Annotated in this window: 16 protein-coding genes; 11 read left to right on the top strand and 5 right to left on the bottom strand. The window is 52.4% G+C overall.

Annotated features, from left to right (window positions below; all coding sequences use genetic code 11):
* Positions 1-18: 18 nt before the first annotated feature.
* Positions 19-2,616 carry a glycosyltransferase family 2 protein gene (locus V0288_RS04240; RefSeq protein WP_332863781.1) on the bottom strand — a complete coding sequence of 866 codons (2,598 nt, stop codon included), beginning with the start codon at positions 2,614-2,616 and terminating at the stop codon, positions 19-21.
* Positions 2,617-2,703: 87 nt separating this feature from the next.
* Here V0288_RS04240 and V0288_RS04235 point away from each other — a divergent pair, with 87 nt between their 5' ends.
* The 6 genes from V0288_RS04235 to V0288_RS04210 all read left to right on the top strand — a co-directional run bounded on the left by V0288_RS04235 (position 2,704) and on the right by V0288_RS04210 (position 7,753).
* Positions 2,704-2,907, top strand: a complete 204-nt coding sequence (locus V0288_RS04235; RefSeq protein ID WP_332863780.1) for a hypothetical protein — start codon at positions 2,704-2,706, stop codon at positions 2,905-2,907.
* 345 nt (positions 2,908-3,252) lie between these two features.
* Positions 3,253-4,503: a tryptophan synthase subunit beta gene (trpB, locus tag V0288_RS04230; RefSeq protein ID WP_332863779.1), complete on the top strand. Its 1,251-nt coding sequence runs from the start codon at positions 3,253-3,255 to the stop codon at positions 4,501-4,503.
* A gap of 12 nt (positions 4,504-4,515) precedes the next feature.
* Positions 4,516-5,505, top strand: coding sequence for a CAP domain-containing protein (locus tag V0288_RS04225; RefSeq protein WP_332863778.1), 990 nt, complete (start codon positions 4,516-4,518; stop codon positions 5,503-5,505).
* 134 nt (positions 5,506-5,639) lie between these two features.
* Positions 5,640-6,269 (top strand): ribonuclease D, encoded by a 630-nt coding sequence (locus V0288_RS04220; protein ID WP_332863777.1) that lies wholly within the window; start codon positions 5,640-5,642, stop codon positions 6,267-6,269.
* Positions 6,270-6,578: 309 nt separating this feature from the next.
* Positions 6,579-6,893: a DUF1816 domain-containing protein gene (locus V0288_RS04215; RefSeq protein WP_332863776.1), complete on the top strand. Its 315-nt coding sequence runs from the start codon at positions 6,579-6,581 to the stop codon at positions 6,891-6,893.
* 56 nt (positions 6,894-6,949) lie between these two features.
* Positions 6,950-7,753 carry a hypothetical protein gene (locus tag V0288_RS04210; protein ID WP_332863775.1) on the top strand — a complete coding sequence of 268 codons (804 nt, stop codon included), beginning with the start codon at positions 6,950-6,952 and terminating at the stop codon, positions 7,751-7,753.
* A gap of 105 nt (positions 7,754-7,858) precedes the next feature.
* Here V0288_RS04210 and V0288_RS04205 read toward each other — a convergent pair whose 3' ends face one another.
* On the bottom strand, positions 7,859-8,359 hold the full coding sequence (locus V0288_RS04205; protein ID WP_332863774.1) for a crossover junction endodeoxyribonuclease RuvC: 501 nt from the start codon (positions 8,357-8,359) through the stop codon (positions 7,859-7,861).
* A gap of 39 nt (positions 8,360-8,398) precedes the next feature.
* On the opposite strand from V0288_RS04205, the gene V0288_RS04200 reads away from it, so the two are divergent.
* On the top strand, positions 8,399-8,629 hold the full coding sequence (locus V0288_RS04200) for a hypothetical protein (protein ID WP_332863773.1): 231 nt from the start codon (positions 8,399-8,401) through the stop codon (positions 8,627-8,629).
* On the opposite strand, the gene V0288_RS04195 is transcribed toward V0288_RS04200, so the two are convergent.
* From V0288_RS04195 to leuS, 3 genes are all read right to left on the bottom strand, one after another.
* Positions 8,626-9,423 carry a glycoside hydrolase family 75 protein gene (locus tag V0288_RS04195; RefSeq protein WP_332863772.1) on the bottom strand — a complete coding sequence of 266 codons (798 nt, stop codon included), beginning with the start codon at positions 9,421-9,423 and terminating at the stop codon, positions 8,626-8,628. The genes V0288_RS04200 and V0288_RS04195 overlap by 4 nt on opposite strands.
* Before the next feature lie 43 nt (positions 9,424-9,466).
* Positions 9,467-9,970 (bottom strand): hypothetical protein, encoded by a 504-nt coding sequence (locus V0288_RS04190; RefSeq protein WP_332863771.1) that lies wholly within the window; start codon positions 9,968-9,970, stop codon positions 9,467-9,469.
* Positions 9,971-10,230: 260 nt separating this feature from the next.
* The gene (leuS, locus tag V0288_RS04185; protein WP_422661895.1) at positions 10,231-12,729 is read right to left on the bottom strand and encodes a leucine--tRNA ligase; all 2,499 of its coding nucleotides are present in this window, start codon (positions 12,727-12,729) and stop codon (positions 10,231-10,233) included.
* A gap of 262 nt (positions 12,730-12,991) precedes the next feature.
* Between leuS and V0288_RS04180 the strand changes: the two genes are divergently transcribed.
* From V0288_RS04180 to sppA, 4 genes are all read left to right on the top strand, one after another.
* Complete coding sequence (locus tag V0288_RS04180; protein WP_332863769.1) at positions 12,992-13,510, top strand: DUF29 domain-containing protein; 519 nt, start codon at positions 12,992-12,994, stop codon at positions 13,508-13,510.
* Between the two features lie 6 nt (positions 13,511-13,516).
* Positions 13,517-13,999, top strand: a complete 483-nt coding sequence (locus tag V0288_RS04175) for a DUF29 domain-containing protein (RefSeq protein WP_332863768.1) — start codon at positions 13,517-13,519, stop codon at positions 13,997-13,999.
* Positions 13,992-15,020, top strand: coding sequence for a type 2 isopentenyl-diphosphate Delta-isomerase (fni, locus tag V0288_RS04170; protein WP_332863767.1), 1,029 nt, complete (start codon positions 13,992-13,994; stop codon positions 15,018-15,020). Before V0288_RS04175 ends, fni begins: the two co-directional genes overlap by 8 nt.
* A gap of 68 nt (positions 15,021-15,088) precedes the next feature.
* Positions 15,089-16,903, top strand: coding sequence for a signal peptide peptidase SppA (gene sppA, locus V0288_RS04165; protein ID WP_422661894.1), 1,815 nt, complete (start codon positions 15,089-15,091; stop codon positions 16,901-16,903).
* Positions 16,904-16,907: the final 4 nt, after the last annotated feature.

Below are 16,907 nucleotides of genomic sequence, written 5' to 3'. Positions count from 1 at the left end.
ATTCGTCCCGCCTACCCGTTAACGCCGTTCCAAAGCTCGCGATAACCGATCGATCTGTTCTGTAGATAATTCCCAATCCGGTTGTCCGGGGAAGTCCACGGGTACGATAGCCGGTTGAATCTGATTGAAATAAACCCAAGCTTTCAATCGCGGGAACTTTGGTAAAGCCTCGATCGCCTCGACCAGCCAGCGTTTTTTCTCCGCGTCACTCGCGTTGACACCCACCTCGGTCGCGAGAATCGGTCGGGGATATCGATCGACAAACCAGTATTTCTCCCGCATTAACTGCTCGAAGGTGAGAATTTCCTGTTCGGGATGGGTTTTATTCCATTCGGGGGTCGCGTAGATAGAAACGCCGATATAATCTACATATTCTTCCCCCGGCCAGTAGCGCGCCGATTCCCGATTTCCCGCGGGCGACCAAACCCAGAGCAGGTTATTCACCCCCAGTTCTCGCGATAACTCGAACGCGTGTCGGTAGGCGGCGATATAGGCGTTATAGTCGGCTTTCGACCAGGGATATTGATCGACTTTTTCCATCTCGTGGCCGAATCGGAATAACACTTTTTGCGGCGATTGTTCCTTGAGAACTTGAAAAGCTCGCGTTAATGTCGCGTCGTATTTTCCCGCGGCGATATCGGTTAATAACGTTCGATCGACCATCCCGTTCCAATTCCACGACCAGGGTTCCAGGGTGATCATCGGAAAACGTTTCGCCTGTTTAGTTTTCGCCAACGCGTCGATCAGTTCGTTCGCGTTGTCCAAACGCCAGGGAACGAAATGATGCTCGATCTGAATACTTTTCACGTTTTGAAAGCCACCGGCCGGATCGTACACCCCGATCGCCGGTTCGGATCGATCGAGAATGTCCGCAGAACTCCATTCCCCCGGAGCGAGCCGGGCGCTTAGATCGCCGATGACCTCTCGAACGGTTTGTAACGCTCGATCGTTGCCGATCGCCTCTACCCCTAGCGGTAACTTTAAACCCGCCGAAAGTAGGAGAATTCCCAAGCCAAACGCCACCAAACCCCGATGGACTCGAAAAAGCGATCGAGAACCCGGATTTTCCCGCAGGTGCAGGAAAACGATCGCGGCGAAAGTCCCTACATAATAAGTGGCCTGAACCAGTGTCAGAAAATAATACCCCTTAGCCCACTTCAGCCCGCCGATCGCGATCACCACCAGCGCGGAAAATAAACCCAGCAGTAAATAGGGCAAAACCACGGGGAGAGGGAGCGGTTTAACCTGTCGATCGCCCTTCGGGGTTATCCTAAATTCAAGCTCCTTCCGTCTCAGCCAACCGATGACCCCGTGAGATACCCCGGCGATAATCCAGGGGCCTCGCGCGAGATGGAAGAGAATACTCTGCCAGCTAATCACCCGCGCGGTCTTCGGTCGTAAACACCCGCATCTTTTCAACCAGAGAACCGGAAATAGAGCCGTTAAACCGAGAAGGAAAGAATAGCCGAGAAATTCAAAATAACTCATTTTCAACCACGGTCGATCGATCACTAACGCGATAATCGGCAGTATCATCCCGATTAGTCCGCTCAACCCGAACAGGGGATACCAGATCTGAGCGAAAAGAAATTGAAATTTAAGACGCGCCGGCAAACCGCGCCAATACTTGGGAGTGATCGCCAGTAACACGGTCGTCAGACTACGCGACCATTGATACTCCTGCGTCATCGCGTCCGCGAAACACGAGGGGCCGAAACCGCGCGCTTCCGCATCGAACGCGAACACACCCCGCCATCCCCCCGCGTTCATCATCAAGGTCGTCGTGTGATCTTCCGCCAATTCCGGCCCCAATCCCCCGATATCCTTGAGCGCGACCGTTCTGACCGCGTAATGACTGCCGATACATAACGGCGCCCAACCGTCGGTATAACCCGCCTGTAAAGGGCCGTGTAACGTGGCCTCCGCGAAAAGCCGACCGTTGACCACCCAACTCTCGGCCGCGTTGGCATCGCAAATACTGGGGGCGGCCACGTAGCCGACTTCCGGGTTCATGAAAGGACGGATCATCGCCTCCAGATAACCGGGAGCGGGTACGTGGTCGGCATCCATCTGAACGACGATATCGTAGTGCCGATAGCCGTAAGTATCGTAAAAATAGGCTAAATTTCCCTCTTTACAGCGGGTACGTCGCGGCCAGATCGATCGGTGATAATCGCTGATTCCCTTGCGACAGGAAACTAATACCCCGTGACGCTGACACCAAGCGAGGGTGTCCTCGGAAGGGTCTTCGTCCGCTAACCAGGTATCGTGGGGACGCGATTGGGATAGCATCGCCTCTAAAGTTTCCCGCACCACCGGCCAGGGTTCCGAGGGGGCTTTCGTGACCACCATCGCCACTTTCCAATCGTCGGGAATCGCGATGGCCGGGTTAAATTTTCGCATCCGTAGGGCGAAAAAGAAGAAATAGCCGGGGATAAACGAGGTAAACCCGACCATCAGGCTATTCAGGCACATTCCCACCCAAGTAATGACGTGTTCGGTACGGAGCCACCAGAACCAGAAACCGCAGAGCGTGACGCACCAAAGAAGAACGAGGAGTTGGAAGACTTTTTGTTGTCGTCCCGTGAGAACCGGCACTAGAAACTCGTTTCGCACCGCTATTTTCCCGAATTTGCCTAGCTTACGCGCTTAGAGTTCCCCAATTTAACGCGGTTATAGCGGGGGTCGGGAAATTCGCCCCGGATGCGACGGTTAGACGGTTCCTCGATCGCCACGGATGCGTTCGGGGTAAACGGAAATAACAGAAAGAAATCTATCTTCCGAGAGATTGACAAAAAGATTTCCACCGAATTCTTAAGGATTCCCACTACCACCGCGAATAAACAAGCGATCGCGCCGCCGAGAGCGGTGCGATCGCCACGATCGCTCTCGGTTTCCAATTCTTAAGCTCGTCTACCTTTTCGATCGGATCGGGAATTTTCAGAGAGGCCGTTTCCACCGCCGACCGCCGCGCTTCCACCACCGAGATCTGTCCTTTTAGCTCTACCTGACCGAGATCGAGCGCTTTCTGACCGTTTTCTAGGGTAATTATCCGTTCCTCGATCTCGTTCGCCCTCTTCCTATCTCGTCGAAACGGGCGATAATCAAGTCTTCTAAACGTTTCCGGTCGGTTTCGGTAACACGGGTCATCGGATTACCTCTCGGGTGATTTCCAAGCGCGAGGACGCGCGCGAAACCGCGGGAAAAACGCTTAGATCTATAATAAGTCTTGTCTCTAGCGTATTACATTCGATGACTACCACGCCGATCCCTTCCTCTCGCTCGATCGATCCCTCCGCCCAGTATCCCGACGCGTTCGGGCGATTCGGGCGCTACGGTGGCAAATACGTTCCCGAAACCCTGATGCCCGCCCTGAGCGAACTGGAAACCGCATACGATCGCTACAAAAACGATCCCGATTTCCAACAAGAATTAAACCAACTCCTCAAAGATTACGTCGGTAGACCTAGCCCCCTCTACTTCGCGGAACGTCTTAGCGAACATTACGCCAAACCCGACGGCACGGGCGCGAAAATTTACCTCAAACGCGAAGATCTCAACCATACCGGGGCGCACAAGATCAATAACGCCCTCGCGCAAGTTCTCCTCGCCAAACGCATGGGCAAAAAACGGATCATCGCCGAAACGGGCGCGGGACAGCATGGAGTCGCCACCGCCACCGTCTGCGCGCGCTTCGGCCTCGAATGCGTTATCTATATGGGCGTTCACGACATGGAACGCCAGAAATTGAATGTTTTCCGCATGAGATTACTGGGCGCGACCGTGCAACCGGTATCCGCGGGAACCGGAACCCTGAAAGACGCGACCTCCGAGGCGATTCGCGACTGGGTGACGAACGTGGAAACCACTCACTATATTCTCGGTTCCGTCGCGGGGCCGCATCCCTACCCGATGATGGTGCGGGACTTTCACGCGATCATCGGACAGGAAACCCGCCAACAGTGTTTAGAAAAATGGGGCGGTCTGCCGGATATTCTCCTCGCTTGCGTGGGAGGGGGATCGAACGCGATGGGCCTGTTCCACGAGTTCGTGAAAGAACCCACGGTACGCTTAATCGGCATCGAGGCCGCGGGGGAAAGCGTCGAATCCGGGAAACACGCCGCGACCCTCACCCACGGCAAACCGGGGGTATTACACGGGGCGATGAGTTATCTGTTACAGGATACCGAGGGACAGGTGATCGAGGCGCATTCCATCAGCGCGGGGTTGGATTATCCCGGTGTCGGGCCGGAACATAGTTTTCTCAAGGATAGCGGCCGCGCCGAATACTACAGCGTCACCGATGCCCAGGCGTTAGAAGCGTTCCAAACCGTTTCGCGATTGGAGGGGATTATCCCGGCGCTGGAAACGTCCCACGCGTTCGCCTATCTGGAAACCCTCTGCCCGACGCTTACCGGCAGTCCCCGCATCGTGATCAACTGTTCCGGGCGCGGCGATAAGGACGTGCAGGCGGTAGCTAAATATTTAGGGACCGATTGGTAGCTATCAATTTATATGAAGCGTTTTTGGCTTTCGATCGCTCTCTGGGGCGCGTTAACGGGGTGTCAGTCGGTCAAATTCAACCCGATCGCCGAAAACTCGCCCCCGCTCCCCCTTCCGGTAAAGACCGCGCCCTCCTTCGATGAATCGTCTTTACCTTTTCTAGAAGAGGAAATCCTGCAAAAGGTGAACGAGTACCGTCGATCGAACGGTTTACCCCCGTTAACGTTGAATCCTGCGATTTCCCGCCAGGCGAGAATCCACAGTCAACGGATGGCGACCGGGGCGGTTCCCTTTAGTCACGAGGGATTCCAACAACGGGCGCGGGCGATCGCCGTCAAGATCCCCTATCGCGCCGTGGCGGAAAACGTGGCCGTCAATCAAGGCCACGACGACCCGACGACGGTAGCGCTACAGGGATGGATCGAGAGTAAAAGCCATCGCGAGAACCTGAAGGGGGATTTCGACAAGACCGGGATCGGGGCGGCGATCGATAGTCGGGGAAAATTATATTTCACCCAGATCTTCGTCAAACGCGATGTGGTAGGCGATATTTCCCGCGCTCGATCGATTTCCCCCTCGCCCTCGATCGATCCCCTCGCCGACGGAACCTATCTCCGCACCCTCGAACAGATGACCAACGCGGGGGTTAACGAGTACCGGAAATCGCGGAATTTACCCCCCTTACTCCTCGATCCGAACGTGAGTTACGTGGCGCGTTTATTCAGTCAGAAAATGGCGAGTAAACAAGCGCCTTTCAGTCACGACGGGTTCGACGATCGGGTGAAATCGGTACAGACAATGATGTCCCTCCGCGGTATGGGCGAAAATCTCGCCTGGATGAAAGGTTACAACGATCCCGTAGCCGAAGCCGTTAAGGGGTGGATTCACAGCCCCGGCCACGAGAAAAATATGGTAGGGGATTACGATATCACGGGGATCGGGATCGCCAAAAATAGCGACGGCGAGTATTATTTCACGCAACTTTTTGTAAAAAGACGTTGACAAGGAGGCGGTCGGCAGGAGGCAGGAGAAATTGAAAAATAATATCCTGAAACAATCGATACCATTCCGAATTAACAGACATTTTTCATCGTTCAAACCCTCACAAATCCATCGCGCGAGAGATCTATAAAAGTATGAACCTGAATAATTTTCAAGTACACGATCGAGATCTGACGGAAGAAACCTTAACCCGTTACCAAAGCGCGCCGGCGATCGCTATCGACACGGAAACGATGGGACTCGTTCCCGGCCGCGACCGTCTCTGTCTCGTCCAACTATGCGATCCGAGCGGTTTCGTGACCGCGATCCGCGTCCCGCGGGGGCATCGCGACGCGCCCAATCTGAAACGATTACTAGAAGACCCGAATATCGAGAAAGTGTTTCATTTCGCCCGTTTTGACGTGGCACAACTGGCCCATACTTTCGGGATCGACACGCGACCGATTTTCTGTACCAAAATCGCAAGCAAACTCGCCCGCACCTACACCGGGAATCACGGGTTAAAAAATCTCGTGCAAGAATTAGAGGGGATCGAACTCGACAAAAGCGCCCAGAGTTCCGACTGGGGTAACGCGGAGAATTTAAGCGCGGAACAGTTGAGTTACGCCGCGAACGACGTGCGCTATCTCCTGAGCGTTCGCGATAAGTTGACGCGGATGTTACAACGCGAGGATCGTTGGGAACTGGCCCGAAAATGCTTCGATTGTATTCCCGTTTTCACGGAATTAGATTTACAGCAGTACAAAGATATTTTCGAGCATTAATTCGGCGGTATCTCCCGTTATTTTCTGAAAAAAGTCATTTTTTGTAATAATCAATCATCGAGATTTCTCGCTATAAATTATTAGCGAGAAATCTTTATATTCGGACGATTCCAGATGCTAAACCCCGATCTTGGTTGGCTCGAAAGGATAGCGGAAAGCTGAACGTTATACGAAAAAATTCGCGATCGAAGTAACGAGGCGATCGGCCCGAAAAATTTCCCGCGATTTCTTTTCTCCCTAGGGGAAGATAACTTCGATCGGGTAAAGTTGTTTACTTATGGGTAAAAATACTTGGACAAAAAGGGAAAAATGGTCTATCTCTCACTCCTGCGGTGGAATCTGATCGCCACGCTTACCTCGTGGTTCGATCGATCTCTGGTCGAGAAACGACGATGGTGGTTGAAAATCGATACGAGATACCCCCCCTGTACCTATTATTTCGGCCCCTACGATCGCTGGTGGGAAGCGATGGCCGAACGGGGCGGTTTTGTCGAGGATTTACAAGGGGAAGGCGCGATAGGAATCGGGGTGGGGATCGACTGGGGGAATCCGGAGGTTTTAACGATCGATCGGGTGGAAAAAAAATCCGCGGGAATCGCGGGCGAGTTGAAGAAAAGTTACTAGAGAAATTTCGAGACAACGAGAGAGAATTCCTAGTGTTACCGAGAGCATCCCGCCGGTTGAACGAGCTACACGAGAACCGGGATTTCCCGTCCGGGGAAAACGCCGGCGATAAAAACTCCCGGCGAAGATCGGCGTACCGGCGATCGGCGAAACCCCGCGTTATTATCTTTCCGATCGTCTTCGGAACGTTCTTCGGGTGGTCCGGCCGGTCGTTCGATCCGGGCGCGATCGCCCGTTTCCCGTCGCCTAGCCACGCTACCGAACTAAAAAGCCCTCTTTCCGCGCCCGATCGAAACGTCCCGCCGGAAACCCTTCTAGAAGTAAACGATTTACCCCCCGGTTTCGAGGTAGCCCCCCCGTTATTACGGCAAATGGTCACGCGGGCGATCGATCGATCGGGTGCCGATTTGAAAAAAGCGAATATTTCGGTACGGGAAACGACGATTTTCGTGAATATAGAGGAAGCGGAAATGGTCACTTGCCTGACGATGGATCTGCCCGATCGAACGGCCCGAGAATCTTTCGACGCTCGACTCCAACGTGACGGCGGACGGGAGGTTTTTCAATCCGGATTCCAGCAAGCTCTACGTTTATTAGGAGAGGCGAAAATCGAGGAATCGAGAGCGATCGTCTCCCTGCAAGGGTTGGGGGAATCCGCGAGGGGATATCGTCTGGCCGCGACGATCGAGAATTTCCCGGTGCGGGTGTTCGCGGATAGTCTCGCGTTCCGTCGCGGGAGTACGGGAGTGGTACTGATCGTCGGTTCGCTCGCTCGGGAACCGGAAAAGGTACAGGTACGGGATCTCGCCCTATCGCTCGATCGACGCTTACAAAACGAATCCGCCAGAAGAAGACCGTAGGGTGGCTTGGCGAAGCGTAATCCACCGAATAAACCGTAAATTGGAGGTATTACTAGCTATCTCTCTTCTAAAAACCGCTTCCAGCCTCCTACCTCCTCCGATCTCTCACGCGATCTGGTTGCGAACTCCCGATAAGCCCGCGTAGGCGATCCCGATCGCGTCTACCGCATCATTGATCGGCAACTTTGTCAATCCAAATAAATGCTTAATCTGCTCGGCGACCTCCGCTTTGCTGGCCTTGCCATTGCCGAGATGACATTTCCAACTCGCTTGATGGAGGAAAATCGGTTCGATTCCCCCGTCGCGACAGCTAACGAGGCTGATAATGCCCAAAGCTTGCAAAACTCCCCCCGCGGCCTTGATCTGGCGGTTAAAGAAGGGCATTTCCACGACGATCGAATCCGGGCGATACTCTTTTAATAATTCCGAGAGATCCGTTTCGATCTCCAGTAAACGCTTGGGGGTGGAGACGTGTTTCGAGGTTTCGATCGTGCCGTAGTCCACCAGAATCGGTGTGAATCCCCCCTCGTCGCGCAGGATCGCCCAACCGACGATCGCCAACCCCGGATCGATGCCCAACCATGTACGCGCGCGGATGTCTGTCATTAGCGAGAGGGTAAACGGGTCGGTAGCTTCCTAGTATCGATGTATATCACGAAACCGGTCAGGAAAAACATTATGAGTAGCGGTCACGCCAGCCATAAAGGAACCGACACGAAACCCAACGTTAACGCCGAGAATCAACGGGCCGCCGATCCGGACGCGGAAATAAGCGAGAATTTAGCGATCGAACCGGACGCGCCGATTCCCGGACGGACGACAGAGGGACGGGAAAACTCGATCGCTACCGAACGTCCGGAACCGGCGAAAAGCTAACCTCCCCCGTGCTGATTCAGGCAATCCTCAAGCCTTTGTTGTCCGCCCCAACTTTGAAGTAAAGCGGAGCCTGCCGAGTTAATTTGTTGGACAGATTTTGGAGAGCCATTCCCCGATTTTGGAAATACTAAATAGAGAATGCTCGCGCTGTTTACACCTCCATTTATCGGGCTAGAATTAATGTCCAGAGCTCGCGCCAAAGCGATCGAGCCTTCCCCGATTTTATTTCTCGGCCCCTGATCGGCAACGATAACGAAAGCCGATCGGCCATTCCGAGTGTTCAGAACAAAACCGATATCACCAAGACAGGCTTTCCCGTCTGGCCGACATTGTTGATTAATTACTTCTGGAGGAAGAGCGATATAGGGGATCTTTTCCGAATCCACGTATCTTCTGGGATCGGTATTTCTTGTTCTCGTCCGGTCTACTAAGCTCGTTGGTGAAACATAATAACCTGGCGCGGGATCGTTCGCTCCCTGAATATAAGGTTGGCCATCCACAAGGACGATTCCATAACAATTCCACGGTTTAATCGGTTGGTTATGGTTACAAGCACACGCGTTACAGATATGATCTAGTCCTGTATTTGGAGGGTTATAAGCGCGGGGTGAACCATCGGCATCAATGGTCATTTTAGATTTGAAGAAGAAAGCGGGGTTATCCGATCGCTTCCAGACCTTGATGGAATCTTCTCGGATGGTTTGCCAACCCTTTTTATCACAGGATTGAGCGTTAGCGGTAATCGCGTAGGTAATACCCACAGCGATCAAAGCTATTTTTGATAACGTTTTCATCGATTATTACCTCCTTATAACTCTTGAAAGGCTCTAATTTTTGTCAACGACGGACACAATTCGGTTTATCCATCCCCCAAGACCTAGACATTTCACAAATTTCAGATTTAGTAGCGGGAAAGTAAAACATAATCGTGGGTCCTCCATCGGCGACACCATTTTTGCCGTGAATAACATCGGGGAAAAAAGCAACTTTTTTCGGTTTTTTAGCTCCTAGCGATAGTTTCCCCTCTTCGATTCCCGTTTCCATCGCTCTCTGCAAGTTTTCCCAGCAGGTTAGAGTCGAGCCTAATACAACACCGTAATAGGCGATCGTTTTATCATCGGGAATTATTGCGGTTTGATATTTAAACTCCAAATTTTTCAACGAGTAATCATCACAATTTTTTTTAACCTCATCGCGGATAAATGTCTCGAATCTCCACTTTAGGTATTCAGAGTCCCAAATCCACTCGGCTAAAGCTGGAGTGAGGAACGCGAAGAAGTTAGAACCGAATAGCAGTAATCCGGCACTCAAGGAAAAAACCTTGATTCTTATTTTTTTCATTGTCTTGGCTCGCAAATATTATCTACGGAAAGCTTTTGCCAAGAGAATTTTCTCGGTGCATCGCGTTTCCGTATGTATCGATGACAAAAATATAATCCAAACGATTGAATCGTTCCCATTTGCATCATAAATCCCCGAGCGAGCGATAGCGTGTTTCCGAAATATTTCTTTAAGTATATTTACTTATTTTAAACTCGATCGAAAATCAAAAGACGCTCCCCGAAAAGAGAGCGTCCAGGAAAAACGAAATCTCACTAACCTTATCCCACCACGAAGTTTACCAACTTGCCGGGAACGACGATCGCCTTCTTGATCTCCTTACCCTCGATATACCGTTTCGCGATCTCCGATTCCCGCGCCAACGTCTCTAACTGGCTTTTATCGGCGTTCGCGGGTACTTGAATCGTTCCCCGCGTTTTTCCCGAAATTTGGATAACGAGGGTGATCTCGTCCACTTCTAACGCCTTAGCATCGACTTTCGGCCAGGATTGGAGGTGTATCGAACCCGTATTCCCCAACTCGTGCCATAACTCCTCGGCAATGTGCGGGGCGAAAGGTGCGAGAAGGATTAATAAAGTCTCTATCCCCTCCTTGTAAACGGGAGAGGCGAAACATTTCTCGTCCCCGAGGGCGTTACTGAGTTTCATCAACTCGGAAACGGCGGTATTAAATTGATAATCCCCCTCTAGGTCGGCGGAAATCTCTTTAATCGCCGTGTGGATCGCCCGTCGTAAATCTTTCTCCCCTTTGGATAAAGTTTCGGGCGTTTTCACCTTCGCGGGTTTGTTCTCGATATACTCCGCCACCAGGCGCCAGACGCGATTGAGGAAGCGGAATTGTCCGTCCACTCCCGCGTCATCCCATTGCAGATCCTTCTCCGGGGGCGCGGTGAAAAGAATAAACATCCGCGCCGTATCCGCGCCGTATTTATCGAGAACTTTGAGCGGATCGACCCCGTTATACTTCGATTTCGACATCTTCTCGAAGAAGAATTCTAGAACCTCTCCCGTGTCCCGATCTCGATAGCGATCGTTTTCATGGACGACGTTATCCGCGGGAACGTATTTGCCGGTTTTCGGATTTTTATAGGTTAATCCCTGAACCATTCCCTGGGTGAGAAGACGGGTAAACGGTTCATCGACGCTCACTAATCCCCGATCCCGGACAACTTTGGTGAAAAAGCGCGAGTATAAGAGGTGAAGGATCGCGTGTTCGACACCCCCCACGTATTGATCGACGGTCATCCAATCGTTTACTTTATCCAATTGGAAAGGAATATTTTCATTCCGCGCGTCGGTGTAGCGGAGGAAGTACCAGGAGGAATCGATGAAAGTGTCCATCGTGTCGGTTTCCCGTTTCGCGGGTTCGCCACAACTCGGACAGGAAACGTTTACCCAGTGGTCTAACTTGGCGAGGGGGGACGCGCCGCGGCCGCTAAATTCCACGTCTTCGGGAAGGGTGACGGGGAGATCTTTTTCGGGGACGGGGACGGTTCCGCAACTGGGGCAGTGAATGACGGGAATGGGACATCCCCAATAGCGTTGACGGGAGATTAACCAGTCGCGGAGACGGTATTGAATTCGCGCTCTGCCGTAGCCTTGTTCGGTGGCGTGGTCGATAATCGCGGTTTTCCCCTCCACGGAGTGTAAACCGTTGAATTGTGCCGAATTAATCATCGTGCCGGGATCGGTGTAGGCTTCGGTTAACTCCGTTTCCCCGCTTTCGGGAACGATCACGACTTTGATCGGTAAATTATTTTCTCGGGCGAATTTGAAATCGCGGGTATCGTGGGCTGGGACTCCCATCACCGCGCCGGTTCCGTATTCGTAGAGGACGTAATCGGCGATGAGAATGGGGATTTCCTCGCCGGTGAAGGGATTAAGGGCGATTCCGCCGGTTTTTATGCCCCGTTTGGGTTTATCTTCCGCGGTTCGATCGACCTCGCTTTCGGCGGCAATTTCCTGTATAAAGGCTTCTACGTCCGCTTTTCTGTCAGAAGTCGTGACTTTCGGCGTTAACGGGTGTTCCGGCGCGAGGACGACGTAAGTTACCCCGTACACCGTATCGGGACGGGTGGTGAAAACGGCGATTTTCTCCTCGGAACCGACGATCGGGAACTCTAGATACGCGCCGATCGACTTGCCGATCCAGTTGGCCTGCATCCGTCTCACTTTTTCCGGCCAGCCGGTGAGTTTGTCGAGATCGTTTAATAACTGTTCCGCGTAATCGGTGATCTTGAGGAACCACTGCCGGAGTAATTTGCGTTCTACTTTAGCGCCCGATCGCCAGGATTTCCCCTCGCTATCTACCTGTTCGTTGGCGAGAACGGTCTGATCGATGGGGTCCCAATTGACCGCGGCCTCTTTCTGGTAGGCGAGTCCGGCATCGAAAAACTGTAAGAATAACCATTGCGTCCACCGGTAGTAATCCGGGGAACAGGTAGCCACCTCGCGATCCCAATCGATCGATAATCCTAATTGTTGCAATTGCCCTTTCATCTGGGCGATATTCTGGTACGTCCACTTCGCGGGAGGGATACCGCGTTCGATGGCGGCGTTTTCCGCGGGCAATCCGAAGGCATCCCAACCCATCGGATGGAGGACGCGATAGCCCTGAAGACGCTTGAAACGGGCGATCACGTCGGTGATCACGTAGTTGCGAACGTGACCCATGTGTAGATTACCCGACGGGTAGGGAAACATCGATAGGGCGTAAAATTTGGGCTTGTCCGAGTTCTCCGGGGTGGTGTCTAACCCCATCTCCCGCCAGGTCTTCTGCCACTTCCGCTCGATCTCCGTCGCCTGATACTGTTCCACGTACCTTTCTCCAATCTGTCCGTCTTTCCCATTCTGACATACTCCACCGCCGTAGAAAGGCGGGAATTCCGATTCGCGGTTCCCGGCAGTTCACTTGTTATCTCCGGTTCGCCGATTTAGATTTGAATCGACGCTCGTTACCCGATTTTCCCCTCCCGTCGCGAGGGTTTTCCGAGATTCGATCGCCCGTGCCACAATTGAAAGGATGACCATCGATCGAACCCTCGCTCCAGAATCCGCCATGACCGCGACATCTCCCGTAGAATCATCTACCCTATACGATCGAGATTACCTTCTCTGGCTCACCACCACCGCGGAACAACTCCGGCGGGGACGTTTTACCGATCTCGACGTGGAGAATCTGATCGAGGAAATCGAAAGTATAGGAAAAAGCCAGAAAAACGCGATCGAGAGTCTATTAATCGTTCTTCTCGTCCATTTACTCAAACTAGCCTACTGGGAATCGGAACGAGAACGCAACCTCGGACACTGGAGCGAAGAAATTACCGCTTTTCGCGATCAGATCGCCAGTTTACTAGCGACGAGTCCCAGCTTAAAGCCTTATATTCGCGAAATTTTCGCCAGATGTTACGAAAAAGCGCGGGTTCGGGTGGCCAGAAGCATGGAAGTGAAACTAAAATCCTTACCGTCCACTCCCATCGCCACTCTCGAACAAACCCTCGATGATAATTGGTTCCCTATCCCTCTCGACTTTAACGAGTAACCCGCCATGACCGCCACGAACCCCGTAGAATCGCGTACCCTATACGATCGAGATTACCTTCTCTGGCTCGCCACCACCGCGGAACAACTCCGGGAAAAACGTTTCGACGACGTGGACTTAGAGAATCTAATCGAGGAAATCGAAAGTATCGGGAGAATGGAGAAATTTTCCCTGCAAAACCTATTAATCGAGCTTTTAGAAGATTTGCTGAAACTCGCGTACTGGGAATCGGAAAGAAAACAGCAAATTAATAAATGGAGTTACGATATTACCGTTTTTCAGCAGAAAATCTCCAATTTACTCGATTTTAGCCCGAGTTTAGAGTCTTATCTTCGCGAGATTTTCGCGGAAAGTTACGAGGAAGCGCGTCTTTTGGTCGCTCGATCGATGGGAGTTAAACTAAAATCCTTACCGTCAACTCCTATCGTCACTCTCGAACAAACCCTCGATGATAACTGGTTCCCCATCCCCCTCGACTCCGATGAGTAACACCGAAACCCGAAAAGACGATCATTTGCGAATTTGTTTAGAAGAGGATGTCCAGTGTCGTCAGGTGACGAACGGATTAGAACGCTATCGTTTCACCCATTGCTGTCTTCCCGAACTCGATTACGAGGAAATCGACATTTCTACCCGTTTTCTCGGAAAAAAACTCGGCGCGCCGCTCCTGATCTCCTCGATGACCGGCGGAACCGATCGCGCGAAAATGATCAACACCCGACTCGCGGAAATCGCCGAAACCTATCAACTGGCGATGGGGGTGGGTTCCCAACGGGTGGCGGTGGAAAAACCGGAAACCGCCGATACTTTCGCGGTTCGATCGATCGCCCCGAATACGCTATTACTGGCGAATTTAGGCGCGGTTCAGCTAAATTACACCTACGGGATCGATCAGTGTCGGAAAGTGGTCGATATATTGCAGGCGGACGCGCTGATCCTCCATATTAATCCCCTGCAAGAATGTATTCAAAGCGAGGGCGATCGAAATTTCAAAGGATTGCTTGACAAAATACATAAAGTGTGTAGCGAATTGCCCGTTCCCGTGGTGACGAAAGAGGTGGGAAACGGGATCTCCGGGGAGATGGCGCGCCGGTTGATCGAGGCGGGAGTGAGCGCGATCGACGTGGCGGGAGCGGGGGGGACTTCCTGGGCGAAAGTGGAGAGCGAGCGGGCGGAGAATCGACTACAGCAGAGATTGGGACGAACTTTCGCGGATTGGGGCATCCCGACCGCGGATTGTATCGGGACGGTACGGAACGCGAGCGCGACCGTACCTCTGATCGCCTCCGGGGGACTGCGCGACGGGCTGGAAGTGGCGAAAACTCTCGCTCTAGGGGCGGATCTGGCGGGATTGGCCTTTCCTTTCCTCCAGGCGGCCGATCGCTCGATCGAGGCGATCGACGAGTTGGTAAACCTGTTAACGGCGGAGATTAAAACCGTACTCTTTTGTACGGGAAACGGATCGATTCCCGCGCTAAAACAGTCACGGGTATTAGAGAAAATTCGTTAGATTAGACTTTACGACTCAAGAAGGAATCGAGCATGAACGAAAAAGCGGACGCGGGGAAAAAAACAGGGATGGGGCAGTTTTTCCGAAGAATGGGCGCGAGTTGCCTGGGGACGTTAATGGGAATCTTGTTAGCCACGGGTGTGAGCGTGGTGGGATCGGTGATTTTACTCAATCTCCTATTCGGAGCGAGCGAAACCGCGTCGGTAGAGGATAAATCGATCCTCGTTTTCAATTTATCCACCGATATCAAGGATACTCCCCCCTCGTCGAGTCTGGCGGACGCGCTCGGCTCGTCGAACTCGCAAGCGTTAACCCTGCGACAGGTGATCGGGGCGATCGAGAGAGCCAGCGAGGACCCGAAAATTGTCGGGCTGTTTCTCTACGGACGGGGAAGCGCGGGTAACTACGGTTACGCGACGCTCGCGGAGGTACGGAAAGCGTTAGACACCTTTCGCGCGTCGGGCAAGAAAATTATCGCCTACGATGTGGATTGGACGGAAAAAGAGTATTATCTGGGATCGATCGCCTCGAAGGTGACGATCAACCCCGTCGGATTGATGGAAATGAACGGACTCAGTTCGCAGGGGACTTTTTTCGCGGGAGCGTTGGAAAAATACGGGGTAGGGGTGCAGGTGGTGAAAGTGGGTTCGTTTAAAGGCGCGGTCGAACCCTACACCCGTACCGATTTTAGCCCGCCAAACCGCCAGCAGATCCAGACGGTTCTCGATAATGTTTGGTCGAACTATAAATCTACCGTCGCCGCGAGTCGGCAGGTCACTCCCGAACAGTTACAATCGATCGCCGACACGAAAGGGACTTTAGACGGCGAAGCGGCGAAAAAAGCGGGATTGGTCGATGATGTAGCCTATTTCGATCAGGTAATCGCCCAATTACGCGATCTCACGGGAGAAAAAGAATCGGATGAAAATCCGAGCGATGATTTCCGATCGTTCCGTCAGGTGTCTGTAGAAGATTACGCGGGTTCGGCAACCGCGACGAAGGAGGATAGCGCCAATAAAATCGCCATCGTCTACGCGGAGGGATCGATCGTGGACGGTGCGGGAGACACGACGAATATCGGCGGCGATCGCTACGCCAAAGAACTGCGAAAATTGCGACAGGACGACGATATAAAAGCCGTTGTTTTGAGAATTAATAGTCCGGGGGGAAGCGCGATCGCCTCCGATGTAATCCTCCGGGAAGTGAAACGCTTGGGAGAGAAAAAACCCGTGATTATTTCGATGGGCGATTTCGCCGCGTCGGGAGGTTATTGGGTGGCGACGGGAGGACAACGGATCTTCGCGGAAGATAACACGCTCACCGGTTCGATCGGGGTTTTCGGGTTGTTATTCAATCTGCAAAAAATCGCCAATAATAACGGCATAAAATGGGACACGATCAAAACGGGGAAATTCGCCGATATGTCCACGAGCGCCCGTCCGAAAACCCCGGAAGAAATGCGACTCTATCAGGCATCGGTGAATCGATTCTACGATCTATTTATCGAGAAAGTATCCAACGCGAGAAAGCTGTCTCCCGATAAGGTGCGATCGATCGCTCAAGGACGCGTTTGGACGGGACAGGACGCGCTAGATATTGGTCTGGTTGACGAGATCGGTGGCTTGGAAAACGCGGTGATTTACGCCGCGAAGGTAGCGAAATTAGGCGACGATTGGAGTATCGATGAATATCCCCGCGCGACGACTTGGGAAGAGGAAATTTTCTCCCGTCTGTTCCAAAGTTATCTATCTCCAGTAACGGAAGCTAACGATCCGTTAACCAAGGAATGGCAGAAGTTACAAAAAGAACTCGCTAAATTCCAAACCCTCAACGATCCGAGAGGGATCTACACGCGATTATTATTCGACTTCGATTTTCACTAACTAT

It is taken from the genome of Pannus brasiliensis CCIBt3594, assembly GCF_036688125.1.
GTDB classification, from domain to species: Bacteria; Cyanobacteriota; Cyanobacteriia; order Cyanobacteriales; family Microcystaceae; genus Pannus; species Pannus brasiliensis.
This window is presented reverse-complemented; position numbering and strand designations above follow the sequence as displayed.

Coding starts and splice junctions, on each gene's coding strand:
- trpB (WP_332863779.1), top strand. CDS start 3,253: ATGACTACCACGCCGATCCCTTCCTCTCGCTCGATCGATCCCTCCGCC.
- V0288_RS04215 (WP_332863776.1), top strand. CDS start 6,579: ATGGTCTATCTCTCACTCCTGCGGTGGAATCTGATCGCCACGCTTACC.
- fni (WP_332863767.1), top strand. CDS start 13,992: ATGAGTAACACCGAAACCCGAAAAGACGATCATTTGCGAATTTGTTTA.
- V0288_RS04195 (WP_332863772.1), bottom strand. CDS start 9,423: ATGAAAACGTTATCAAAAATAGCTTTGATCGCTGTGGGTATTACCTAC.
- V0288_RS04235 (WP_332863780.1), top strand. CDS start 2,704: ATGCGACGGTTAGACGGTTCCTCGATCGCCACGGATGCGTTCGGGGTA.
- V0288_RS04220 (WP_332863777.1), top strand. CDS start 5,640: ATGAACCTGAATAATTTTCAAGTACACGATCGAGATCTGACGGAAGAA.
- V0288_RS04175 (WP_332863768.1), top strand. CDS start 13,517: ATGACCGCCACGAACCCCGTAGAATCGCGTACCCTATACGATCGAGAT.
- V0288_RS04190 (WP_332863771.1), bottom strand. CDS start 9,970: ATGAAAAAAATAAGAATCAAGGTTTTTTCCTTGAGTGCCGGATTACTG.
- V0288_RS04225 (WP_332863778.1), top strand. CDS start 4,516: ATGAAGCGTTTTTGGCTTTCGATCGCTCTCTGGGGCGCGTTAACGGGG.
- V0288_RS04180 (WP_332863769.1), top strand. CDS start 12,992: ATGACCATCGATCGAACCCTCGCTCCAGAATCCGCCATGACCGCGACA.
- V0288_RS04205 (WP_332863774.1), bottom strand. CDS start 8,359: ATGACAGACATCCGCGCGCGTACATGGTTGGGCATCGATCCGGGGTTG.
- V0288_RS04200 (WP_332863773.1), top strand. CDS start 8,399: ATGTATATCACGAAACCGGTCAGGAAAAACATTATGAGTAGCGGTCAC.
- sppA (WP_422661894.1), top strand. CDS start 15,089: ATGGGGCAGTTTTTCCGAAGAATGGGCGCGAGTTGCCTGGGGACGTTA.
- leuS (WP_422661895.1), bottom strand. CDS start 12,729: ATGGGGTTAGACACCACCCCGGAGAACTCGGACAAGCCCAAATTTTAC.